The following is a 23585-nucleotide window of genomic DNA, read 5'->3' as shown; positions in this document are numbered from 1 at the left end:
GCCGTTCAATAGTGAGCAGACCCCCCGTACTCCAGCGGACTAGAACCGACACCACCGGGGTCCTCGCGGGTGACCCCCCGAGGGCGGGAGCGTGTATGGCCGTCGGTATCGAGGCGCTCAACGCCTATGTGGCGCGAGCCCGCTTCGACGTGGAGGAACTGTTCCGGGCCCGGGGTCTCGACCTGGCCAGGTTCCAGAACTTGATGATGCGTCAGAAATCGGTCAATCTGCCGTGCGAGGACGCCATCACCAATGGTGTGAACGCGGCCCGGCCGCTGCTGGACCGGATGACCCCCCAGGAACGCGACTCCGTCGAACTGCTGGTGGTCGGCACCGAGTCGGGCCTCGACCTGGGCAAGCCCATCAGCACGTACATCCACCACTACCTGGGACTGAGCTCGCGCTGCCGGTCCTTCGAGGTCAAACACGCCTGCTACGGCGGCACCGCCGCCCTGCAGACCGCGGCCGGCATCATCGGCTCGTCCCCGGTGCCGACCGCCAAGGCCCTGGTGATCGCCGCCGACGCCCCCAGCGCCGCCTCGCGCGGTACCTACTGGGAGCCGTCGGAGGGCGGCGGCGCCGCAGCGATGATCGTCAGCCAGCGGCCCGACGTGCTCGAACTCGACCCGGGCGCCAGCGGACTGCACACCTTCGAGGTGATGGACACCCTCCGCCCCCGGCCCGACCTCGACGTCGTGGACGCGGACGTCTCCCTGCTGTCGTACATGACCTGCCTGGAACAGAGCTTCGCCGCGTACCGCGACCGCGTCGCGGGCGCCGACATCGTCGACAGCTTCGCCCACCTCGTCCTGCACACCCCCTTCGCCGGCATGGTCAAGGGCGCGCACCGCATGCTGCTGCGCAAGCACCGTGGCCTGCCCCCGAACGAGTCGCAGGCGGACTTCGAACGTCGGGTCGTGCCCACGCTCGAGTACAGCTCCAGGGTCGGCAATCTGTTCTCCGCCTCCCTCTACCTCGCGCTGTGTTCGCTGATCGACACCGGCGGCCCCGTCGGCCCGTGCCGGATCGGGCTGTTCTCGTACGGGTCGGGCTGCGGCTCGGAGTTCTTCAGCGGAGTCCTGGGGGCCGACGCCGTCCGCAACGTGGGGGAGCTGCGGATCGGCGCGGCCCTGGATGCCCGCCGCGAGCTCACCTTCGCGGAGTACGACGCCGTCACCGAGCTGGGCGGCGACCGCGCGTTCGGCGTGCAGGAGCGGGACTTCGACCCCAAGCCGTACGCGGACCTCTACGCGGACCTGTTCGACGGCGCGGGCCTGCTGGTGCTCGATCGCATCGAGAACTTTCACCGCGTCTACCGCTGGAGCTGAGCCATGACCTACAGCGCCATCGAGGTGACCCGTACGGGACCGGTGCTGCGTGTCACGCTTGCCTGCCCCGACCGGGGCAACACCGTCGACGCCACACTGCTGGCCGACCTGGACCGGGCTCTGGACGAGGCGGAGGCCGCCGCCGAATGCCGCGTCGTCGTCATCGACGCGCGGGGCAGCGTCTTCTGCAACGGACTCGACATGGCCGAGGCCGCCGCGTCCGGGTCCGCGCCCGGCGGACCCGACGGCGCGTCGCTCAACGGCACTGCCTTCTTCCGCCTGCTGCGGCGGTTCACGCACCTGCCGCGCACCATCGTCGCCAGCGTCGACGGCCGGGTGGCGGGCGGCGGAGTGGGACTGGTGGCGGCCTGCGATCTGGTGCACGCCACCGAGCGGTCCACCTTCAGCCTCCCCGAGGCGCTGTGGGGCCTGCTGCCGTGCAGCGTCCTGCCGTACCTGATCCGCCGCACCGGCTTCCAGACCGCGTACGCGATGACGCTGACCACCCTTCCGCTCACCGCCGCAGAAGCGGCCGAACGTCGGCTGGCCGATGAGGTCTCACCGGACGCAGACCCCCTCGTACGCCGTCTCGTCTCGCGGCTCACCAAGGTCGACGGGCACGTCATCGGCGACGCCAAGCGCTACTTCTCGTCACTGCACCCCGTCACCGAGCAGACCGAACGTCACGCCGTCGACGAATTCGCCCGGCTGGCCTCGGCCCCCGGGGTGCGGGACGGGTTCGCCCGCTTCGCCGCCACGGGGCGCTACCCGTGGGAGAAGTGAACGGACCCCGCGCGGCCGGCGCCCGGGGCACTGACACTGGGGAAGGGAACCGAATGGCAGTCGTATGGGCGTTTCCCGGTCAGGGCTCCCAGCGCAAGCACATGGCGGAGGGGTTGTTCGAACGTTTCCCCGCGATCGCCGCCGAGGCCGACGCCGTGCTGGGGCGGTCCGTCCGCGAGCTGTGCGACGACCCGGCGCTGCTCCAGGACACCCGCAATCTGCAGCCGGTCATGTTCACCGTCAACGCACTGAAGTACCTCGACCTCGCAGGCCGGTCCCCGCAGCCGGACTTCATGGCCGGGCACAGCCTCGGCGAGTACAGCGCCCTGTACGCGGCGGGATCCGTCGACTTCGGCACCGGGCTGCGTCTGGTCGCGGCCCGCGCCGACATCATGGCCCGTGCCACCAGGGGCGGCATGCTGGCCGTGGTGGGCCTCGAGGCCGGCCGGATCGAGCGGGTGCTGAGCCGCGTGGGTGCGAGCGACGTGGACGTGGCCAACTACAACTCCCCGCTCCAGACGGTGCTCTCGGGCCCCGAGGAGTCGGTGCGCGCGCTCGCGCCGGTCCTCCGAGGGGAAGGCGCGGGCAAGTGTGTGCTGCTCTACGTCAGCGTGGCCGCGCACTCCCGGTACATGCGGGACGCGGCGGACGAACTCGGCGAGCTCCTCGGCACGGTGGACTTCCGCGAGCCACGGGTGCCCGTGCTGTCGAACGTGACGGCCCTGCCGCACCGGGCCGAGGAGATCGGGGCGCTGCTGCGTGACCACATGTGCCGTCCGGTCCGCTGGTGGGACAGCATCGAGTACCTGGTCGGGCACGGCGTCACCGAACTGGTGGAGGTCGGGCCGGGGAGCGTGCTCCGCAAGCTCTGGGCGATGGCGGAGGAGCGGATCCCGGCGCGGCCCGCCGAGGCCGTGCCCGTAGCGGTTCCCCGGCCGGCACCTGCTCCGCCTGGTCCGAAGCAGGAGCAGGAGCAGGAGCAGAAGCAGAAGCCGAAGCAGAAGCAGAAGCCGAAGCCGAAGCCGCGCCCGGGGGCCGGGCAGTTGGGCGCGCCCGGCTTCCGCGAGCGGTACGGCGTCCGCCTCGCCTACGCGGCCGGAGCGGGAGGTGCCGGGGCCGGGACCCGGGAGCTCTGCGCGCGCATGGCCGGTGCCGGTCTGCTGTCCTTCGCCGACCGCGCCGCCGACGTCCCCGAAGGCGCCGCGCGCGGCGGATGGGGCATGGCACTGCGCGACGACCCCGCCGCTCCGGCGGCCGTGTCCCGGTTCCTGGACCACGGTGTCCGCCACGTGGAGGCGGACTTCCCCGCCGGCCCCACCGCCGACCTGGTGCGTTTCCGGTTCAGCGGTGCCCGCCGCGACCGCGACCCGGTGGCGGCGCACCACGTCATCGCCAGGGTCACGGGCGTCGAGCAGGCCGCCGCCTTCCTCGCCCCGCCGTCCCCCGCCCTGCTCATGACCCTGGTCGCCGGGGGAGGCCTCACGGAGGAGGAGGCGGAAGCGGCGCGGGGCCTGCCGGTCGCCTCGGACCTCGCCGTCGAGACCTCCGCCGGATGGAGCACGGACTGCGCTGACGCGTTCGCGCTGCTGCCCGCCATCACGGCCCTCGTACGGCACCTGAGCCACCGGCACGGCTACCCGGAGCCGGTCCACGTCGGGGTACGCGGAGCGGCGGGCACCCCGGAGCGGACCGCGGCCGCCTTCGCGTTGGGCGCCGACTTCACCGTCACCACTTCGGTGAACCAGTCCACCCCGCAGGCTCGTTGGAGCCGGCCGCTGAAGGAGAAGCTGTCCGGTCTGCTGGACCACGATCTCTGCTGGGCGCCCGGCGAGCGGCACTTCGCGCTCGGCGCGCGAACCCGTGTGATGCGTGTCGGCACACTGTTTCCGGCCAGGGCCAACCACCTGTACCGGCTCTACCGGGACCACCGGTCCTTCGACGAGATCCCGGCGGCGACCCGGGCCCATGTCGAGCGGGCCTGCCTCGGCCGGTCCTTCGACGAGGTGCTCGCCGGGCTCCCCGCCCTTGGACGGGAGGGCCTCGACGGGCCCCGGCACCGCATGGCGTCCGTCTTCCGCTGGTACCTGCGCGAGGCGGGACGCGTGGACGAAGCGGGCGAACCGGCCCGGCCGCTGGACCACCGGCTGGACTGCGAGACGGAACTGGCCGACTTCAACCGGCGGGTCGCCGGGACGGAACTGGCTTCCTGGACGGCGCGGGACGCGGACACCGTCGCCGAATACCTCCTGGCCGGCGCCGCGGAACTGATCGAGGCGGCCGGTCGGTGATGTGGGCCGAAAAGAGCCCTCCGATAGAGACACACCAGCGAACCGCGGTTACGGTCTGCGGCGTGTGCCATCCGGTCCGTGCCCCAGTCGGGCGGATCCGTGGAGCGCGCCACCTGTCGGGCCGACGCGGACGAGAAGTCGAGACCCGTGGAGTGAGACGGTATGGAGTGGAATGACAGCGTGTTCGCCGACGGCACCCCGGTGACCGGCGGCGACCAGCCCTCAGGAACGGCCCTTCGTGACCCGGCCGTCGTCCTCGTCTCCGCAGGCGACCCCGGACGGCTGACCCGCTCCGCACGGTCCCTGCGCGACCACCTCGACCGCGTGGTGCGCGAGGGGTCCGCCTCCGGCGTGCTGCCCGCCGACGTTGCCTGGACGACGCAAACCGGCCGGACACCGCTCCGGCACCGGCTCGCCGTGGTCTGCACCGGGCTGGCCGAGGCCGTGGCCGCCCTCGACGCCTACCTGGCCGGGCGGCCGGACCCCCGCGTCCACACCGGTTCGGCCCACCCGGCGACCGCCGGGGCCCACCCGCGACAGCCCGCGACGACCGCGGAGGCGGCCGAGCTCTGGGCCGGCGGCACCGACCTGCCCTGGCACCTGTACTGGCGGCAGCCGCCCGCGCGGGTGAACCTGCCCGCCTATCCGTTCGCCGAGGAGGATCCGCACACCGGTCCCGGGGCGGGTACGGGTGCGGGTACGGCGGCGGAGCCGGAACGTGTACCAGAACCGGCCGACTCCGCCGCGCGCGCCGCGGAGTTGGAGGAGTACCTGCTGGGCCGCTACGCCGAGGTGTCGGGGATCCCCCTCGGGGATCTCGACGCCCACACCTCCTTCGACCAGTACGGACTGACGTCCTTACAGATCAACCTGCTCAACGCCGACCTGGAGCGCGACTGGGCCGTCACCACCCGCACCCTGTTCTTCGAGTGCCGCCACCTGTCCGAGGTGGCGGAGCGTCTCGTCCGGCGGCACGACGCACGCCGTACGGCCGCCGCGGCCCCCGCCGCCGCTCCCGCGGTCGCACCGGTGCCCGCCCCGGCACCCGGCCCCGTGGCCGTCCCCGTCGGCAACGGAACGATCGCCGGCAACGGGGCGATCGCCGTCATCGGCATCGCGGGCCGCTATCCCCGATCGCCCGACCTGGAAGCCTTCTGGGCCAACCTCGTCGGCGGCCGGGACTGCGTCACCCCGCTCCCCGAGGAGCGGCACAGGCCCGGGTGGCCGGTCGACCGCATGGTCGGCGGCTTCCTCGACGACGTCGACCGCTTCGACCCGCTGTTCTTCGGCATCACCCCGCGCGACGCGGCCCTGATGGACCCCCAGGAGCGGCTGTTCACGCAGTCCTGCTGGGAGGCGCTGGAGGACGCGGGCCTGACCCGCGAACGGCTGCGGGAGGAACACGGTTCCCGGGTGGGCGTGTACATCGGCTCGATGTACAGCGACTACGCCTTCTTCGGCGTCGAGGAGACGCTGCGTGGCAACCCGTCCTACGCGGGCGGCGCCATCGGCAACATCGCCAACCGCGTCTCGTACCTGATGGACCTGCACGGCCCCAGCCTCGCCGTCGACACCATGTGCTCCTCCTCGATGACCGCTCTGCACCTCGCCGTGCGCAGCCTGCGCTCCGGGGACTGCGAGGTGGCCATCGCCGGCGCCGTCAACCTCTCGCTGCACCCCAACAAGTTCATCCAGCAGAACAAGATGTCCCTTACGTCCAGCTCCCTGCGCTGCCGCAGCTTCGGCGCGGGCGGCGACGGATTCGTGCCCGCCGAGGGGGTCGGTTCGCTGGTCCTCAAGCCGCTCGCCAGGGCCCTGGCGGACGGTGACCGCGTACGCGCGGTGATCCGGGGCACCGCGGTGGTGCACGCGGGCAGGACCAACGGCTACATCGTCCCCTCGCCCGTCGCGCAGAGCGAAGTCGTCCGCGAGGCGCTTGCCGACGCGGGCCTCCGGCCCCAGGACATCGACTACGTGGAGGCGCACGGGGCGGGGACCGCGCTCGGCGACCCGGTGGAGATCGAGGGGCTGAACCGGGTTTTCGACACGCCGGACCGGGCGGTGGGCAGCCTCCCCCTCGGCTCGGTGAAGTCGACGATCGGCCACGTGGAGGCGGCCGCCGGGATCGCGGCGTTCACCAGGACGCTCCTCCAGCTGGAACACGCCACGCTCGCCCCGAGCCTGCACGCCGAGGAACTCAACCCGAACGTCGACTGGGCGGCCACCCCCTTCCGGGTACAGCGCGAGGCCGCGCCGTGGCCCTCCGCGGCCGGTCCTGACGGTCTCCCCAAACCCCGGCGCGCGGGCATCAGCTCGTTCGGCGCGGGCGGGACCATCGCCCACGTGGTGCTGGAGGAGTACCCCGCCGCACCGGCGCCGGAGCGCCCCTCGCCGACGGCGGGCCGTCCCCAGCTGATCGTCCTCTCCGCCTACGACGAGCAGCGGCTGCGGATGGTCGCGAACCGGCTCGCAGAGCGTCTGCGGCAGGGCGGTGCGGCACTGGCGCTCGCCGACGTGGCCTGGACCCTCCAGTCCGGGCGCGAGCCGCTCAAGGAGCGGATGGCCCTGATCGCGACGGATGTCGCGGACCTCCGAGGCCGGCTGGAGCGGTTCGCCGGGGGCGACGACACCGGGCTGCTGCGCGGACGTGCTCCGGCCCAGGGCCGGACGCAGGGCCGGGTGCGCCCCGGACGCGCGGACGAGGGAGAGGGGCTGTGGGAGACGGGGGAGCACTGGGTGAACGGCGGCCCGGTCGACTGGCCGATGCTGCACCGGACCCCGAACGGGACCGGGACGCGGCCGGGCGTCGTGTCGCTGCCGACGTACCCCTTCGCGCGGATGCGGTGCTGGATCCCGGAGACCGCCGAAGTCCCGGCACCGGGGCCGTTCCCGGCCTCCGTTGTCTCCGTACCGGCGCCCGCTGTGTCCGTGCCGGCGCCCGCCGGACCTGCCGACGAGGCCGAGCTCCTGCACCGGGAGTGGATGCCCACCGGGCAGGCCTCCGCCGCGACGGGGCCCTCCGGCACCGTGATCGTATGCCTCCACACCGAGGCCACCCGCCGCCTGGCCGAGGAGCTGGCCCGCACCGCGTCCCCCGGCTCCCTGGTCCTGGTCCGCGAGGGCCCGGGCACGGGGGAACCGGGCTACTCCGACGACGCGGGCGCCGACGCGGTGGCGGAGACGCTGTTCGCCCGCCGACCGAACATCGGGGGCTGGATCGACCTCGCCGACCTCGGCGGCCCGTCCGCCACGTCAGCCGATGGCTGGACCGCGCGGTTGCTCCTCATCCGGCGGCTGATCGGCGCCCGCCCCGGCGTCCCGCTCCGAGGCATCCAAATCGTCCGCGGGCTGCAGGACCTGGAGGGCTCCGAGCCCGATCCGGCGGGCGCGCGCGTCGCGGGCTTCCTGAGGATGCTCGGCGCGGAGTACCCGCGGCTGGACACCACCGTTCTCGACACCGACCTGCCGGTCGGCGACCCGGCGGCGCTGGCCGGCTCCATCTGGGGTGAGTGGCACGAGCGGGGGGCCCAGGCCGAGGTCTGCCACCGGCACGGACTGCGCTACGAACCCGTGCTCCGTCCCACACTCGGCCGCTACGCCCCGCTCGCCCCCGACCCCGCCAAGGCTTACGTCGTGACGGGTGGCACCCGGGGCATCGGAGCGAAGGTCGCCGGCCTCCTGGCAGACCGCGGCGCCCGCCGGATCGCCGTGCTCGGCGGCCGCCCGCTGCCGCCGCGCGACCGGTGGCGCGAGCCGGGCGCACTGGACGCGCGCGCGGCCGAGACCGTGGAGGTGATCGGGCGTCTGGAGGGCCGTGGCGTCGAAGTCCTCGTGCACACCGGCTCGTTGACCGATGAGGCGGCCATCGCCGGGTTCCTGGAGCGGGTCCGCACCGAACTGGGTCCCATCGGCGGTGTGGTGCACTGCGCGGGGGGCCATGGGACGGGCAGGCCCGCGTTCGTGGGCAAGGACTCCGCCTCGATCCGCGCTACGTTCGCCCCCAAGATCGACGGCCTGGAGACGCTCGCCGGGCTCTGCGCGGCCGACCGCCCCGACTTCTTCCTGGTGTTCTCCTCCGCGTGCTCCCTCGTCCCCCGGCTGGCGGTAGGCGTCAGCGACTACGCGGCAGCGAACGCGGCGATGGACTTCTTCGTCGCCCACCAGGTGCGGGAAGGGCGTGACTGGTTCCGCTCGGTGGCCTGGCCCATGTGGACCGAGAGCGGGGCCGCGCGCGGCAAGGACAACGTCTGCGCCCCGGCGGGGCTCGCCGCGCTCGGCGACAGCGAGGGCCTGCGCGTCCTGGAACGGGCGGTGGCCATGCCCTGGGGCGGCACGGTGCTCCCGGCGCGGCCGCTGTCCGGTGCGCTGGACGTCGACGAGCTGGTCAGGGCCAAGTCCCTGCCCGCGCCTGAAGCATCGGTCGTGCCGGAGCCGCCCGCCGTGCCCGAGCGGCCTGCCGTGCCCGAGCGGCCTGCCGTGCCCGAGCCGGTGATGGCTGCCGCGCCGCCGGTGGCCGCCGCCGGGCACGCGTGGCTGACCCGGTTGGTCGCCGCCGTCCTCGGCACTCCGGAGGCCGATCTGGACGTACAGGCCGACTTTGCCGATCTGGGGGTGGAGTCGGTGATGCTCGGCGAGCTGCTGGAGAGCGTCGAGGAGACGGTGGGACGGCGCCTGCAGCCGGCGCTTCTGCTGGAGCACTCCAGCGTCGAACAACTGGCCGCCTATTGCGCCTCCCTGGGGCTGCCCACGCCGCCGCCGGCCGCCGCCGCTGTCCGGGCCCCGGCCCAGGCCCCGGCCCCGGCACCGGTGCGCGTCCCGGCCGACGCCCCGACGCCCGTCCCGGCGCGGGAGCCCGGGCGGGGTGCCGTGGCCGTGATCGGGATGGCGGGCCGCTTCCCCGGCGCGCCCGACGTGGCGACGTACTGGCAGAACCTGCTCGACGAGCGTTGCGCGGTCACCGAAGTGCCGCCGGGGCGCTGGGACGTCGAGGCGGTGTACCGGCCCGAGTTCGAGTCCGGGTACAGCACCGGCAAATGGGGCGGGTTCCTCGACGACCTGGAGATGTTCGACCCCGGGCCCTTCCAGCTCGGCGACGCGGAGGCCACCGGACTCGACCCGGGCATCCGGCTCTTCCTGGAGACCACGGCGGACTGCCTGAGCGACGCCGGCTACACCCGCGAGGAGCTGTGGGGCCGGGACGTCGCGGTTTACGTGGGCGGGCGGATCTCGGACTACGCCCGCAGAGCGCCGCTACGGCCCGAGGTGCTCCAGTCCGACCAGAACTTCCTGACCGCCCAGGTCGCGCACCGCTTCAACTTCCGTGGCCCCAACATGGTGGTCGACAGTGCCTGTTCCTCGTCGCTCGTCGCCGTACAGCTCGCCTGCCGCGCGCTTCAGGCGGGCGACGCCGAACTGGCCCTGGTCGGCGGTGTCGAACTGCTGCTGGATGAAAGGCCCTACCTGGAGTTCAGCGTCGCCCGCGCGATCTCGCCCACCGGCCGGTGCCGCAGCTTCGACGAGGCCGCCGACGGTCTGGTGCCCGGCGAGGGCTGCGGCGGGGTGCTGCTGAAGCCGCTGGAGGCCGCACTCGCCGACGGCGACCGCATCCACGCGGTGATCGAGTCGATCGCTGTCAACAACGACGGTCACACGATGGGGACGACCACCCCCAACCCCGCCGCGCAGTCGGACGTCGTACGCCGGGCGCTGGCCGCCGCGGGCCGGCAGGCACGGGAGATCGGGCTGGTCGAGGCGCATGGGACCGGCACCAGGATCGGCGATCCGATGGAACTCCAGGCACTGGCCGAGGTGTTCCGGGAGAGCTCCCCGGACCAGGGCTTCTGCGCGATCGGCAGCGTGAAGTCGAACATCGGTCACCTGCTGTGCGCCGCCGGAGTCGCCGGGCTGATCAAGGTGGCACTGTGCCTGCAGCACGGCCGGATCCCCGCGACGCTGTTCTGCGACAACCCCAATCCCCGGTTCGACTTCGCGCACTCGCCCTTCGTGCCGGTCACCCGGACCCGGGACTGGCCGGTGGAGGCGTCCGGGCGGGTGGCGGGGCTGAGTTCCTTCGGCCTGGGCGGCACCAACGCGCACCTCATCGCCTCCGCCCTCGACCCGGCACGGCGACCGGCCGGGGTGCCCGTGCGCGGGCCCCTGCCGGCTCCGGTGTACCGGCGCCGCAGGCTGTGGCTCGACGCGCCCGCCAGGAGCGCCGTATTCCCGTCCGTCCCGTCGGCCCCGCCCGTCCCTCGGCCGCTGGGGAACGCCCCGCGCGCCGCGATCCTCGACCTGCGGTTCACCACCGGTGCGCGCGCGGGACAGCAGAACGAGGGAGCGCCCCTGGCCGGCGGACACCGGTAGCCCCAGGCACGTTTGCCACGTCCCACGGAAGGAACAAGGACCACCATGGAAAACCCCGCACAGGCGTCTCCCGCGGCGGAGGACACGTCGCCCCAGCCGATCGGCCGGCAAGCCAAGCTGGCGATCGGGGGAGTGATGGCCGCGATGCTGCTGTCGGCTCTGGACCAGACCGTCGTCAGCATCGCCCTGCCGAGCATCGTCAGCGACCTCGGCGGACTCGACCGGCTGCCCTGGGTGGTGACGGTGTACCTGGTCACCTCCATGGCCGTCACCCCGCTGTGGGGCAAGATCTCCGACCTGTACGGCCGCAGGCCGGTCGTGCAGGGCGCCATCACGGTCTTCGTCCTGGGCTCGGTGGCATGTGCCGGGGCGCAGAGCATCTGGCAGCTCATCGTGTTCCGCGGCGTCCAGGGCATCGGGGCCGGTGGCCTGTTCGTGCTGGCGCTCGCCGTCATCGCCGACGTGGTGCCGCCCGCACAGCGCGGGCGCTACCAAGGGATGTTCGGCGGGGTGTTCGGTCTGGCGAGCATCGGCGGACCGCTCGTGGGCGGCTGGTTCACGGACGGTCCCGGCTGGCGCTGGATCTTCCTGATCAACGTGCCGGTCGGCATCCTCGCCCTGGTGGCGACCGCCGTGGGCCTGCGGGCCCGTAACGAGCAGCGCCGCCACGACATCGACTACGCGGGAGCCGCCCTCATCGTCGGCGCCGTCACCTGTGCCCTGCTCTACCTCAACTGGGCGGGCGAGGAGTACGGCTGGACGGCCGCCGGCCCGCTGCTGCTCATCCTGGGCGCCGTGCTGCTCGCGGTGCTGTTCGTCTGGGCCGAGCTGCGGGCCGGTGAACCGGTTATCCCCATGGCGCTCTTCCGCAACCCGGTCTTCGGGATCGGCGCGCTGTTCGGCTTCCTGGCCGGTGCCACCATGTTCGGCGGCATCGTCTTCCTGCCCCTGTGGTTCCAGTCCGTCATGGGCCTGTCCTCGACCCGCTCCGGACTCGCCATGCTGCCGGCCATGTTCGGGCTGATGGCCACGTCGATCGGGTCCGGCCAGCTGATCAGCAGGACGGGCAAGTACAAGATCTTCCCGGTCGCGGGCTCCGCGGTGCTGGTCGTGGCGATGCTGCTGCTGGCCCAGCTCGACGTGGACACGCCGTACTGGCAGGCCGGGCTGTCCACGGCACTGTTCGGTGCCGGGGTCGGACTCGTCATGCAGCCGATCATCACCGCCGTGCAGAACTCGGTCGAGATGAAGGACATGGGAGCGGCCACCAGCGCCGTCAACTTCTACCAGCGCATGGGATCGGCGATGGGTGTCGCGGTGCTCGGCTCCGTGCTGACCACCCGGCTCGCCGACCTCGGCGCGGGCGGCGGTTCCGGTGCTGGGAAGGTCGCGGACATCCAGGGGCTCGCCGAACCGTTGCGCAGCAAGGTGCTGAACGGTTACGCGGACGCCCTCTCCGACGTGTTCCTGCTCTGCGCCCCGCTGATCGCCGTGGCCTTCGTGGTGTCGCTCTTCCTCAAGGAGATGCCGCGCACGGCGCCGCAGCAGGCCGCTCCCATCGCCGAGGAGGCGACCGCCAAGGACTGAGAGGACGGACGCGTCGTCTCGCGTCCCGCCCGTCCAGCCGTCAGCAGGCCGGTCCCACCGCACGTGGTGGGACCGGCCTGCTCAAGTTTGTGCAGCCGCCGTGCCACCGCCCGTCCTAGCGTGGCTGGCGCCGTCTCGGCAGCTCCGGGACGAGCCCGTCCACCGTCGACCGGAAGGGCATTACATGACTCAGCAGACGTCCCGGCGGGAGCCCGGCCTCAACACCGCCGCCGCCCAGAGCCCGGTGCCCGCCGACAAGTTGCTGCACTCGGGCAACGCCGGATTCATCATCGCCCGGAGCGCGCAGCTCAAGTACGAGCACCGGGCCGAGGGACGCAAGCTCTTCGCCGACGTGATCGCCTACATGAACCAGGCGGACCTCAACGGCGCCTCCTTCTTCTTCTACGAGGAGGCGTTCGGCCGCCAGGACCGCGTGCACTGGCTGATCCACTGGAAGACGCCGAACGACTTCGCCATCAGCCTCCACATGGTCGATCACGACGAGAAGATGATCGACATGCTGGAGAGCGACCGCGTCGTCGACGACGCGAGCGCCGGAGTCTGGGGCCGGGCGGTCGTCGAGGGTTCCGTCAAGGAGCGCATCCTCGTACCGCAGCACGGGCTGGTGCACGAGGAGGGCGAGCACCAGGGCGACGTGTGGGTCGACCCGGCGCGGCTCCAGACCGGCCAGTCGGAGGACCAACTGCTGCATTCGGCCAACTCCGTGCTGACCCTGCACCGGGTGGGACAGGCGTCCCATGAGTTCCGCAAGGAGGCCAGGCACTACGCCTTCGCCTGGCAGAACGAGATCAATACCAAGCTCGCGGGGCGGGCGACCTCGTACCTCTACGAGGAGACCTTCGGCGTGATGGACCGGCTGCACTGGCTCATCCACCTCAAGGACTTCGACACCTACCAGGAACTGCTGGCCATGGAGCGCGAGGACGAGGGCTTCCAGAAGCTCCAGGGACGGGAGTTCGTCGCCGAGAGCAAGGGGGGCGGCCGGTGGGGCCGGACCTTCGTCCAGGGCACCATCGAGGACACCCTGCTGCTGCCCTACCAGTACGACACCGCCCGGTGAGAGCCTGGGTCTTCGGCGGTCAGGGCACACAGCGCAAGGGGATGGGCGAGGAGCTGTTCGCCCGGTTCCCCGACCACACGGCCACCGCCGACCGCGTCCTGGGCGAGTCCGTGGCGGAACTGTGCCTGCGTGACCCGGACGGAAGACTCGGCCGTACGCGATGGACGCAGCCCGCGCTCTTCGTGGTGAACGCCCTCGCGCAGCTCGCCGCCCGGGAGGAGGGCCCGGCGCCCGACGTCCTGGCCGGACACAGCCTGGGCGAGTACAACGCTCTCGCCGCCGCGGAGTGCTTCGACTTCGAGACCGGCCTTCGGTTGGTGAAGCGGCGCGGGGAGCTGATGGCGCAGGCCGACGGCGGCGGCATGCTCGCGATCCTCGGACTGACCGTCGCGCAGGTGGAGGCGCTGCTGGAGCGCACAGGCGTCACCGACGTCGACCTGGCCAACTACAACACCGCGACCCAGGTGATCGTGTCCGGCTCGGCCGCCTCCATCGCCACGGTGCGGACCGCCGCGCGGGCGGCGGAGGGGGCCCGATGCATCCCCCTGGCCACCAGCGGCGCCTTCCACTCCCGGCACATGGCGGCGGCCGCCGGGGAGTTCGCCGCGTTCCTGGCAGCGACGGAGTTCCGGGAGCCCCGCGTTCCGGTGATCGCCAACGCGACCGCCCGCCCCTACCCGCCGTCCGGGGTGGCCCGGCTGCTGGTCGACCAGATCACCTCACCGGTGCGGTGGCACGAGACCATGCTCCACCTGATCGGCCAAGGCGTCGGCGAGCTGCGGGAGTTCAGCCCTCAGCCGGTGCTCACCCCGATGTGGCGGGCGGCGCTGGCAGAGCCGTCCGCACCGGCCCCGGCGGCCGGGCCCGCACCAATGGCCGCTCCCGCACGAGTGACCGCTCCCGCACGAGTGCCCGCACCGGCTCCGTCGGCCGCCGCCGACCCGGCGGCGGCCCGGCTGGGCAGCGCCGAGTTCCGTGAGGACTTCGGACTGCGCTACGCCTACCTCGCCGGGAGCATGTTCCGCGGCGTGGCCTCCGTCGAACTCGTGGCCAGGATGGGCCTGTCCGGTCTCATGGGCTACTTCGGCGCGGGCGGACTGCCGCTGTCCCAGGTCGAGGAGGCCGTCGCCGAACTCGGCCGCACACCGCACCTCGACGGCCGGTACGGAGTCAACGTCCTGCACGACATGTCCGACCCCGGTGCCGAGGACGCCATGGTGGATCTCCTGCTCCGGCAGAGGGTCCGGCACATCGAGGCGGCCGCGTTCACCACGGTGACCCCGGCACTCGTGCGCTTCCGGTTCAGCGGTGCCCACCGGGGCCCGGACGGCGTCCCGGTGGCTGCCCGGACCGTGCTGGCCAAGTGCTCCCGTCCCGAGGTCGCCGAGGCCTTCCTCTCGCCGCCCTCGCAGGGCGTTCTCGACCGGCTGGTGACCGGGGGCGGGCTGTCGGAGGCCGAGGCGGCGGTGGCGCGTGAGCTTCCGCTGGCCGGGGACATCTGCGTCGAGGCCGACTCCGCCGGGCACACCGACGGCGGGGTGTCACTCGCCCTGGTACCGGTGATGACCGCGCTGCGCGACCGGCTCACGGCGCGTCACTCCTACCCCCGCCGGCCGAGGGTGGGCGCCTCCGGCGGGATCGGCACCCCTGAGGCCGTCGCGGCCGCCTTCGTCCTGGGCGCGGATTTCGTCGTCACCGGCTCGGTCAACCAGTGCTCACCGCAGGCCGGGACATCGGACGCGGTCAAGGATCTGCTGGCGACGCTCGACGTGCAGGACACCACGTACGCTCCGGCCGGCGATCTCTTCGAAATGGGCTCGAAGGTACAGGTCGTCCGCAAGGGAACCCTGTTCGCCGCCCGCGCGAACAAGCTCCACCAGCTCTACCGGCAGTACCCCGGACTCGACGCCCTGGACGCCGCGACCCGCCGGACCCTGGAGCGTGACTGCTTCCGCGCGCCCCTGGAGCAGGTGTGGAAGCAGACGCGCGAGCACTATCTGGAGACCGGCCGCCCGCACGAGGTGGACCGCGCCGAACGCGACCCCCGCCACCGGATGGCGCTGGTCTTCAAGTCCTACTTCGCGCGCACCAACCGGGCCGCGCAGGAAGGCGACCCCGCCGAGCGGGCCAACTACCAGATCCACTGCGGACCCGCCGCCGGCGCGTTCAACGGCTTCGTCCGGGGCACCGATCTGGAGCCCTGGAGGGAGCGGCACGTGGATCTGATCGCCGAACGGCTGATGACCGGGGCGGCCGAGGTGCTGCGCCTCCGGTGGGCGGCGTACGGCTGAGCCCCAGCACCACCGCGTTTTGTGTACTCGACGTCATGAGGAGACTCGTATGACCGTGGACAGCAGCAGGCCCGTCGTTCCGCCCGCCCTCCACCAGACCTCACAACCGCCGGAGAAGGTCCTGCACTCGGCGAACGCCGGCGTGATCGTCGAGCGTGTCGCGCAGATCGCCGCGGGACAGAGCGGCACGGCACGCGCGCTGGCCCGGGAGGCGGCCGAGTTCGCCAACGACAAGCACCCGGGTCTGGTGACCGTGTTCGTCTACGACGAGACCTTCGGCGTCAAGGACCGCATCCACTGGCTGATCCACTTCCACTCGCTGGAGGACTACGAGCGCCTCCTGCACATGGGCGGCGCCCAGGACTTCAGGGACGGTGTGCTCGGCGGCTTCGTGGCGCACCAAAGGGCGCGGGAGTGGGAGGCCTCGTTCGTCCCCGGCAGCGTTCAGGAGACGATGATGTTCCCGCACCGCTGGGGGATGTTCGGCACCGCGACCCAGAAGATGGCGCAGGACCCGGCGATGAGCCCGCTCGACACGGCGCACGAGGGTCCCTGGTTCGAGGTGCTTCCGGCCGCACACCAGACCTCGGTGGCGCCGGAGTCGTTGCTCAACACCGCCACCGCCGGTGTGGTGATGCACCGGACCGTGGACTTCAGCTACGAATTCCGGGCAGAGGCAAGGCTGTTCGCCCGCACCGTCACGGAGAACACCAACCTCAACTCGGGCGGACAGGCCTCCGCCTTCGTGTTCGAGGAGGCGTTCGGGAAGATGGAGCGCATGCACTTCCTGATCCACCTGCAGTCCCTGAGTACCATGTACGCGCTGATGGGGATCGACGCGCGGACCGATCCGTCGTCCCCCCGTGCCACGTACATGCAGGACTGGGTCTCCCCCGAGAAGGGCGGCGGCCGCTGGGACCGGATGATCGTCGAGGGCGGTGGCCGGGACAGCGCGCTGACCCCTCAATTCTGGGGCGGCTGACCCCGAACGGCGAACGGGCCGCGGCGCTCCTTGCGGAGCGCCGCGGCCCGTTCGTTCACGCCGGGTACGGGGTCTCAGGCGGCGGTCGTCACGCAGAAGGGGTGACCGGCGGGGTCGGCGAACACGCGCCACTTGTCCCCGCCGGGCTGGAAGTCCGGCTTGGTGGCGCCCAGGGCGAGCACCCCCTTCTCCGCCTCGTCGAGGTCGCTGACGCTGAAGTCCAGGTGCATCTGCTTGTCCTGGCTCGGCCACTTGGGGGCGTGGTGGTCGGCCTCCCGCTGGAACCCCATCTTGCCGGTCCCGTCCTCGCTGGCGATGAACGCGAAGTCCTCGCTGGTGAACACCGTCTTCCAACCGGTGATCCCGCAGTAGAAGTCGGCGAGCGCAGCAGGCTCGACCGCGTCGAGAGTGACTGCGGCCAGCTGGCCAATGGGACTCATCTGAAGCTTCCTTCCTCAGGACAGTGCCCACGGTCGGCCGTCCGGCGAACGGACGGCCCGGTCGGGGCCGGTCATGGCACATATCGAGACTATGCGGGCGCGCCGCGGGGCGCACGCCGATCAGCCGGATTACCCGAAGGAGTGATCAAGCGTCACCGCCGCGTTCCCGTTGGGGCCCGGGTTGTCGCAGAAGTACTCGCCCTGTCCGCTGATCCCGGCCAGGGCCCCGGTGCCCGATCCCTCCACGACGGTGAGCTCAGCATTGGCCTTGCCTCCCGCCGTGCTGCCGCTGATCCGCAGGACGAAAGTGCCCTCGCGGTCACCGACACGGCCGGTCACCCGCTCCAGGCCGGTGAAAGTGCTGGTGCCGTCCGGGCCCAGTGCGATGAGCACGTGCTGGCTGCCCTCGGCCTCGATCCCGCCCCGGTAGTGGTTGGACACGATGCCGTGCATGAGCATCGGAGCGCCCTCGGCATCGGCGTAGGGCGCCGGCTGCCAGGGGTTCCAGGTCATATCGCTGGTCGAGTGTGTCGCCATGCGGGTTCCTCTCGCTCGCGGACTGCGGCATCGGGCCGGTCGCAACGGGCCCTCGCCCGCCGTACGGACCAACGAATTCTCCCGGCTCCCGGCACCCCGTTCTGCTCACGATTGAGCATTCTGCGCGAGCGGATTAAAGGGGGAAAACAATAGCAGCTGACAGCGCCGATATCTCTGTCGATAAGCGAACTCCCGATGCTACGTTGACCCGTATGAGCCAAGATTTGGAAATCATGCCTGAGGACTGGAACCGGGCACTCGCGGTGGTGGCCCACCCCGACGACATGGAGTTCGGGGCGGCCGGGGCGGTCGCGCGCTGGACCGCGGCGGGCAAGGCCGTCACCTATCTCGTCGCGAGTCACGGGGAGGCCGGGATCGACACCCTGCCGCCCGAGCGCGCGGCCGCGCTGCGCGAGCGCGAGCAGCGGGCCGGCGCGGCCGTCGTGGGCGCGTCCGGCGTCGAATTCCTCGACCACCCCGACGGGGCGATCGAGTACGGACTGGCGCTGCGCCGCGAGTTCGCCGCCGCGATACGCAGGCACCGCCCCGAGCTGGTGATCGGCTTCTGCCACCACGACCACACGTCGAGCGGCCGGTGGAACTCGCCCGACCACCGCAACACCGGGCGGGCACTGCTGGACGCGGTGGGGGACGCGGGGAACCGCTGGGTCTTCCGGGACCTGGGCCTGGACCCCTGGCAGGACGTGAAGTACGTGGTGATGTCCAACTCCCCGCAGCCGACGCACGCCGTGGACGTCAGCGACGTCCTCGACAAGGCGATCGCCTCGCTGGAGGCGCACAGCAGCTACCTGGCGGCGCAGCAGCCCCCGATCACGGATGTGAAGGGTCCGCTCATGGGTCTGGCGCAGGCGACCGGGGCCCGCTTCGGCGGCGTGCCGGCCATCGCCTTCGAGATGATCCCGCGCTGACGGAGCCGGGTCCGGGCGGCGGCCGCAACCGGGACGGGTTGCGGCCGCCGCCCGGACCACGTCAGGGCTTGCGGTACACGCTGTGGTGCACCCGCCACTGCTGCGGGCGCGGGCGGTCCTGGTCGGGGAGCGCACGCAGCTCGGCCAGCGCGGGTTCCACCACGCGCGCCCAGGTGGCGTCGTCGATGTCCCACAGGAAGGGCGGCAGGCGCTGCTCCAGGCTCTCCAGCAACTGGCGCGGCGAAGTGGCCCGGTCGTAGTCCGGCGCGAAGTCGTGGCCGACCGGCAGCAGGCCGGCCTCCCCGGCTGCGGTGTCCAGTCCCCCGGGGGTGTCGGGGCGCGGCGGGTGCAGCTCGCTGAGCCGGTCGAGCACGGCGACCAGTTCGTCGGGGTCGGCCGCCGGGTCGCCGTGTGCGGCCAGCAGCCGTCCGCCGGGCGCCAGCACCCGCGCGGCCTCGCGCAGGGCCGCGGGCATGTCGGCCACCAGGTGCAGCACATGGACGAAGACCACGTCCGCGAAGACGCCGTCGGCGAAGGGCAGCGACTGCGCGTCCGCCACGGCGACCCTGCCTCCCAGCCGGCCGTGGGCGCGCGAGAGCATCGGCGGCGACAGGTCCACGCCGTACACCCGGTGGCCCAGCTCCGTCAGGCCCGCGGCGACGATCCCGGTGCCGGTACCGACCTCCAGCACCGGGCCCGGCGCGAGATCGGCGACGAGCCGGGCGGCGGCCTGGCGGCCGCGCTCGATCCCGCCCCGCATCCGGTCGTAGTTGTCCGCCACGCGGTCGAATGCCATCGACTCCGTCATGATGCAGCCTCTCGTGCTGGGTTCTGTTCCGGGCCGGGCGGTTCGACACCCCACCGGATCTCGGGATGGGCGACCTCGCGCGCGATGCGTCCCGGCGCCCGGACGAACTCGGTGATCAGCTCCGCCACCAGCGCCGACCTGTCGTGCGGGGCGTAGTGCCCGGCGCCCGCCAGCTCGGCGTACCTGGCGTCGGGGAAGCAGCGCGCCGCGGCCCGCGCCCGGGCGGGCGAGGAGATGGCGTCGAACTCGGAGCCCACGAAAAGGACGGGCACCTCGACTGCGGGAGCCTGCTCAGCGGTGTCCAGCGTCCACAGGTCGACGAGCTGGCGGGCATAGCGCACGAGCTTCTCGGGTGCGAGGAAGGGCCTGCGCACCTCCTCGGCCAGCGCCCGGCTGAGAACGCCGAGAACTCCGGCGTCCTGCCCGGGCCCCGTCTTCTCCCCGCCGCCCGCGCTGCCCGGTGCGAGCAGCCCGACCAGCCGCTCCGCCTTCTCCGGCCGGCGGGCGAGGGCGCGGCAGACCGCTTCGAGATTGCGTTCGTACGGTGTGTCCATGCCGTCCCACAGGCCGTCCTGCTTGAACGTCGCGTTGAGGAAGACCAGGGAGGCGACGTCGCCCGGGTGGCGCCGCTGGTACGCGGTGGCGATCTTGGCACCGGTGCACCAGCCCACCAGGTGGAAGCGTTCGGCACCGGTCAGGCCGAGCACCGCGCGCAGGTCGTCGAGCTGGTGGTCGATGTCCCAGGGCGGCAGGTCGGGATCGGTTCCGCGGACCTGCCACGACACCACCCGCCGGTGAGCCGCGAGCTCCCGCGAGAGGCGGTCGAGGAAGCCGTGTCCCTGCCCGAGCGCATTGATGAGGACCAGGGGCGCCTGGCCGGCCGCCCTGGCGGCTCCCGCTTCGAACAGGGTCAGCGGCGCGCCGGCGACCTCGACGGTACGGGCCGGACCACGGGGCGGCGTCCGCGCCGCCGAGCGGTCCTGGTTCTCGCGGACCGCGCCGAGCAGCTCCCACTGGGCGGCTACGGAGAGCGCCTCGGGCGCGTCGTCGGCGGCGCTCCCGCCGAGCCGGACGGCCGCGCTCCGTACCGCGTCGAGCCGTAGGTCCAGCAGCCGTTCCGCCGCGGTGAACCCGTCCCGCCCGGTCACGGGCCGCAGATCGATCCCGTACACGGCGCCCGCGCGCGGCAGCAGCTCCTCCAACGGGGTCGGCACGGGACAGGGCAGGGTGGCGAAACCGTCGGGCAGGCCGGGCGGCCCCCCGGTGGCCCACAGCCACTCGGCGGCCCGTCCGGCCGGGAGCAGCGCGAGCCCGCGGCCCCCGAATCCGGCCACGCGCAGGGGGTGGCGCTGGAACCAGTCGGGTATGCGGTCGGCGACCTCCGACCTGACCGAGCGCAGCGCTTCGAGCAGCTGGTGCGGTCCCGCCGGGCTCTCGCCGAGCAGGGGGGCGGCGGCGTCGGCCACCGGGGGCGTACGCAACACGCGCCAGGCGGCTCCGTGGGCCAGACAGCGCTCCACGGTGGTGCGCTCCAGTTCGCGATAGGGCGGGGGCGGCGGGGTCAGGCGGTCCGCACCCCCCGCCCCTGAAGGACCGACGTGCACGTACTTGGCGGCCCGCAGAGCGGGAAGGGCGGCGAGCAGCGCTCCGGCGACGACGCCGTCGGCCCACGCCCCGCGCGCCGGGTCGCGGTCCAGGCCCGGGGTCACGCACCAGACCTCATCGGCCGTCTCCGCGGCGAGTGCCTCCGCCAGCGCGTCTGGGTCCAGCCGCAGGATCCGCAGCCGGTCGCCCGGGTCATCCGGCGCGGTGCCGGGCGCGCTGCCGGCCACGTCGTCCCGGACGAAGGACCGCAAGGCCGCGGCGTCGGGCCCCGGTGCGGTCGGGCGGCTCCTGGCCGCCAGCAGCAGCAGTACCGAGGGGCGGTCGGGCGCCGCTAGCCGGCGGGCCGCCAGCCGCCCGGTGAGAAGGGCCGAGGTGCCGACGAGCAGCACATGGTGGGACATCGTCCTGTCCTCCTGGACCAGTGCTGCGGGCCGCACGGCGGGTCACCTGTTCCCGGAAATACGCGGGATATGAGAAGACCATCAATGATGCAGGATTTCACCATCCCTTTCTGCTCAAAAGTGAGCACGCCGGTAATTGCCATGAATGGCATTGTGGAGAACGCTTCCGTGCCGTGTGGAACCCGGTTCCGGAATTGCTGATTTCTCCGTGACCGAACATCTCCGGTACCCAAGGACCGACGGAAGGACGCGCGGCATCGTGACAGCTCACTGGGACGCGACATTCGAAAAACTGGTCAGGGCGGCGCTCACCGACTACCCCGCCGATGCCCCCTCGAGCCCGGAGTCCCGCTGCCGGCCCACGGCCTCGACTCACTGGGCATGGTCGGCCTCTCCGCATCGCTGGAGGACGCCTACGACTTCACGTTCCCCGACGCGGCACTGGTCCCTGCCACCTTCGCGTCACCGGAGAAACTGTGGGACACCGTCAGCGCCTGCCTGCAGGGCACGCCATGACCGGCAGGCCGCTGGACGGCTGGTTCAGGGACGGCCTCGCGCTCAACCCGCACGGCCCCGCGCTGCGCATCCTCGACCGCAGCTGGACCTACACCGAGGTGGACCGTATGGCGCGGTCCTGGGCGGCGGCGCTCAGCGCGCGGCACAGGCCACGATCCGTGGCCGTGCTGGCCGCGAAAACGCCCGAGGCGTACATCGGCCTGCTGGCGGCACTCTACGCCGGCGCGACGGCCGTGCCGCTCAACCCGGAGAACCCGCCGGCCCGCAACGGCGCCGTGCTGCGGGCCGCCGGGTGCGAGGCGGTCGTCGCCGACCCGGCCGGCGCGGCCGGGCTGGCGGAGGTGATCGCCGGGGCACCGGTGCACTCGGTCCTGGCGCCGCGGGTGGCAACGGACCTTCCCGGCACGATTCTTGCCCTGCGGGTCACTGCGGACGACGCGGCGGCGGACGGCTTCGTCACGCCGCCGCGCGCACCCGACGACATCGCCTACACCCTCTTCACCTCGGGCTCGACCGGGACACCCAAGGGCGTTCCCATCAGCCACGCCAACGTCTCGTCCTTCCTGCAGTCGGCGCTGCCCCGCTACGGCGTACGGACGGACGACTGCTTCAGCCAGGTGCACGAGACCACCTTCGACCTGGCCCTGGCCGACATCTTCCCGGCCTGGGCGGGCGGGGCCTGCGTGTGCGTGCTCTCCCGCCTCCAGGCGCTCGACCCGGCGCGCTGGGTGCGCCGGTACGGACTCACCGTCTGGCACAGCACCCCCAGCCTGGCGCGCGGCCTCCAGCGCAAGGGCATGCTCGCGCCCGGCAGCCTCGCCGGACTGCGGCAGTCGGTGTTCGCGGGCGAGGCACTGATGACGGACACCGCCAGGTACTGGCAGCGGGCCGCCCCCGACGGGGTGATCGACAACATCTACGGCCCCACCGAACTCACCATCGCCTGCACGGCGTTCCGCTGGGACCCCGCCGTGCCGGACGCCGAGTACGGCGCGACGGTGCCCATCGGCACGCCCAACGACGGCATGGAGGCGCTGCTGCTGGGGGCCGACGGCGAGACCACCCCGCGGCTGGGCGAACTGTGCCTCACCGGCGGGCAGATGTTCGCCGGCTACCTCGACCCGGCCGAGGACGCGGGCCGTTTCCTCGAACGCGGTGGACAGCGCTGGTACCGGACGGGCGACCAGGTGCGCGCCGACGACGGCGTGGGCTTCATCCACCTCGGGCGCGGGGATTCGCAGGTGAAGATCAACGGTTATCGGGTAGAGGTCGGCGAAGTGGAGGCCGCGCTGCGCGAGGTCTCCGGCACGGACGCGGCCACGTTCGCCGTCGAGGCCCCGTCGGGCGCGGTGCTCGCCGCCTACGTCCTGGGCGACGCGGAACCCGACCTGAAGGCGCTGGTGGAACGACTGGCCACCCGCCTGCCGGCCTACATGCTGCCCCGGTACGTGTGGTGGCGCCCTGAGGCTCCGCTGAACGCCCACGGCAAGACGGACCGGAACCTCCTGCGCGAGGAGGCGGCCCGCGAGGTCGCCGACCGCGCTCAATTCTGAGCAGGCGCGGCCGGGCCGCCTGCCTAGGGTCGGACCCCGCACGATCGCGATGTGACCACTGCCCGCGGGCGACGGATGAACGAGGGGATGTGC

At 72.5% G+C, this 23585-nt stretch carries 15 protein-coding genes; 11 read left to right on the top strand and 4 right to left on the bottom strand.

Annotated elements, in window-relative coordinates:
• Nucleotides 1–95: 95 nt before the first annotated feature.
• The 8 genes from LNW72_RS01545 to LNW72_RS01510 all read left to right on the top strand — a co-directional run bounded on the left by LNW72_RS01545 (nt 96) and on the right by LNW72_RS01510 (nt 16703).
• Nucleotides 96–1328, top strand: coding sequence for a hydroxymethylglutaryl-CoA synthase (locus LNW72_RS01545; protein ID WP_250973631.1), 1233 nt, complete (start codon nt 96–98; stop codon nt 1326–1328).
• A gap of 3 nt (nt 1329–1331) precedes the next feature.
• Nucleotides 1332–2111: an enoyl-CoA hydratase-related protein gene (locus tag LNW72_RS01540; RefSeq protein WP_250973630.1), complete on the top strand. Its 780-nt coding sequence runs from the start codon at nt 1332–1334 to the stop codon at nt 2109–2111.
• Nucleotides 2112–2164: 53 nt separating this feature from the next.
• Nucleotides 2165–4399: an ACP S-malonyltransferase gene (fabD, locus tag LNW72_RS01535; protein WP_250973629.1), complete on the top strand. Its 2235-nt coding sequence runs from the start codon at nt 2165–2167 to the stop codon at nt 4397–4399.
• A 162-nt stretch (nt 4400–4561) separates the two neighbouring features.
• Entirely contained in the window at nt 4562–10762 is a 6201-nt protein-coding gene (locus LNW72_RS01530; RefSeq protein ID WP_250973628.1) for a beta-ketoacyl synthase N-terminal-like domain-containing protein, read from the top strand.
• Nucleotides 10763–10807: 45 nt separating this feature from the next.
• Nucleotides 10808–12349 (top strand): MDR family MFS transporter, encoded by a 1542-nt coding sequence (locus LNW72_RS01525; RefSeq protein WP_250973627.1) that lies wholly within the window; start codon nt 10808–10810, stop codon nt 12347–12349.
• Between the two features lie 184 nt (nt 12350–12533).
• Nucleotides 12534–13430: a DUF6039 family protein gene (locus LNW72_RS01520; RefSeq protein ID WP_250973626.1), complete on the top strand. Its 897-nt coding sequence runs from the start codon at nt 12534–12536 to the stop codon at nt 13428–13430.
• Nucleotides 13427–15721, top strand: coding sequence for an ACP S-malonyltransferase (gene fabD / locus LNW72_RS41520; protein ID WP_250973625.1), 2295 nt, complete (start codon nt 13427–13429; stop codon nt 15719–15721). The genes LNW72_RS01520 and fabD (LNW72_RS41520) overlap by 4 nt, the downstream gene beginning before the upstream one ends.
• A 49-nt stretch (nt 15722–15770) precedes the next feature.
• On the top strand, nt 15771–16703 hold the full coding sequence (locus LNW72_RS01510; protein ID WP_250973624.1) for a DUF6039 family protein: 933 nt from the start codon (nt 15771–15773) through the stop codon (nt 16701–16703).
• A gap of 74 nt (nt 16704–16777) precedes the next feature.
• Here the strand turns inward: LNW72_RS01510 and LNW72_RS01505 are convergent, their stop codons facing one another.
• Together LNW72_RS01505 and LNW72_RS01500 are read right to left on the bottom strand one after the other, a co-directional pair.
• A complete protein-coding gene (locus LNW72_RS01505) occupies nt 16778–17143 on the bottom strand; it encodes a VOC family protein (protein ID WP_250973623.1) in 366 nt (121 codons plus the stop codon).
• A gap of 129 nt (nt 17144–17272) precedes the next feature.
• Nucleotides 17273–17680, bottom strand: a complete 408-nt coding sequence (locus LNW72_RS01500) for a DUF3224 domain-containing protein (protein WP_250973622.1) — start codon at nt 17678–17680, stop codon at nt 17273–17275.
• Between the two features lie 212 nt (nt 17681–17892).
• On the opposite strand from LNW72_RS01500, the gene LNW72_RS01495 reads away from it, so the two are divergent.
• The gene (locus LNW72_RS01495; RefSeq protein WP_250973621.1) at nt 17893–18609 is read left to right on the top strand and encodes a PIG-L deacetylase family protein; all 717 of its coding nucleotides are present in this window, start codon (nt 17893–17895) and stop codon (nt 18607–18609) included.
• A gap of 61 nt (nt 18610–18670) precedes the next feature.
• Here the strand turns inward: LNW72_RS01495 and LNW72_RS01490 are convergent, their stop codons facing one another.
• Together LNW72_RS01490 and LNW72_RS01485 are read right to left on the bottom strand one after the other, a co-directional pair.
• A complete protein-coding gene (locus LNW72_RS01490; protein ID WP_250973620.1) occupies nt 18671–19405 on the bottom strand; it encodes a methyltransferase domain-containing protein in 735 nt (244 codons plus the stop codon).
• A gap of 8 nt (nt 19406–19413) precedes the next feature.
• Nucleotides 19414–21459, bottom strand: coding sequence for an alpha/beta fold hydrolase (locus LNW72_RS01485; protein WP_250973619.1), 2046 nt, complete (start codon nt 21457–21459; stop codon nt 19414–19416).
• 234 nt (nt 21460–21693) lie between these two features.
• Between LNW72_RS01485 and LNW72_RS41995 the strand changes: the two genes are divergently transcribed.
• Together LNW72_RS41995 and LNW72_RS01475 are read left to right on the top strand one after the other, a co-directional pair.
• Nucleotides 21694–21939: a phosphopantetheine-binding protein gene (locus LNW72_RS41995; protein ID WP_374117391.1), complete on the top strand. Its 246-nt coding sequence runs from the start codon at nt 21694–21696 to the stop codon at nt 21937–21939.
• Nucleotides 21936–23492, top strand: coding sequence for an AMP-binding protein (locus tag LNW72_RS01475; RefSeq protein ID WP_250973617.1), 1557 nt, complete (start codon nt 21936–21938; stop codon nt 23490–23492). Before LNW72_RS41995 ends, LNW72_RS01475 begins: the two co-directional genes overlap by 4 nt.
• Nucleotides 23493–23585 lie beyond the last annotated feature (93 nt).

Source organism: Streptomyces sp. RKAG293 (assembly GCF_023701745.1).
Classification (GTDB): domain Bacteria; phylum Actinomycetota; class Actinomycetes; order Streptomycetales; family Streptomycetaceae; genus Actinacidiphila.
The sequence above is the reverse complement of the archived record's forward strand: the minus strand, read 5'-3'. Positions and strand labels throughout refer to the sequence as shown.

Bases quoted from the DNA above. Each gene is read 5' to 3' on its own strand.
- LNW72_RS01545 (WP_250973631.1), top strand. From the start codon at position 96: ATGGCCGTCGGTATCGAGGCGCTCAACGCCTATGTGGCGCGAGCCCGC.
- LNW72_RS01540 (WP_250973630.1), top strand. From the start codon at position 1,332: ATGACCTACAGCGCCATCGAGGTGACCCGTACGGGACCGGTGCTGCGT.
- fabD (WP_250973629.1), top strand. From the start codon at position 2,165: ATGGCAGTCGTATGGGCGTTTCCCGGTCAGGGCTCCCAGCGCAAGCAC.
- LNW72_RS01530 (WP_250973628.1), top strand. From the start codon at position 4,562: ATGGAGTGGAATGACAGCGTGTTCGCCGACGGCACCCCGGTGACCGGC.
- LNW72_RS01525 (WP_250973627.1), top strand. From the start codon at position 10,808: ATGGAAAACCCCGCACAGGCGTCTCCCGCGGCGGAGGACACGTCGCCC.
- LNW72_RS01520 (WP_250973626.1), top strand. From the start codon at position 12,534: ATGACTCAGCAGACGTCCCGGCGGGAGCCCGGCCTCAACACCGCCGCC.
- LNW72_RS01510 (WP_250973624.1), top strand. From the start codon at position 15,771: ATGACCGTGGACAGCAGCAGGCCCGTCGTTCCGCCCGCCCTCCACCAG.
- LNW72_RS01505 (WP_250973623.1), bottom strand. From the start codon at position 17,143: ATGAGTCCCATTGGCCAGCTGGCCGCAGTCACTCTCGACGCGGTCGAG.
- LNW72_RS01500 (WP_250973622.1), bottom strand. From the start codon at position 17,680: ATGGCGACACACTCGACCAGCGATATGACCTGGAACCCCTGGCAGCCG.
- LNW72_RS01495 (WP_250973621.1), top strand. From the start codon at position 17,893: ATGAGCCAAGATTTGGAAATCATGCCTGAGGACTGGAACCGGGCACTC.
- LNW72_RS01490 (WP_250973620.1), bottom strand. From the start codon at position 19,405: ATGGCATTCGACCGCGTGGCGGACAACTACGACCGGATGCGGGGCGGG.
- LNW72_RS01475 (WP_250973617.1), top strand. From the start codon at position 21,936: ATGACCGGCAGGCCGCTGGACGGCTGGTTCAGGGACGGCCTCGCGCTC.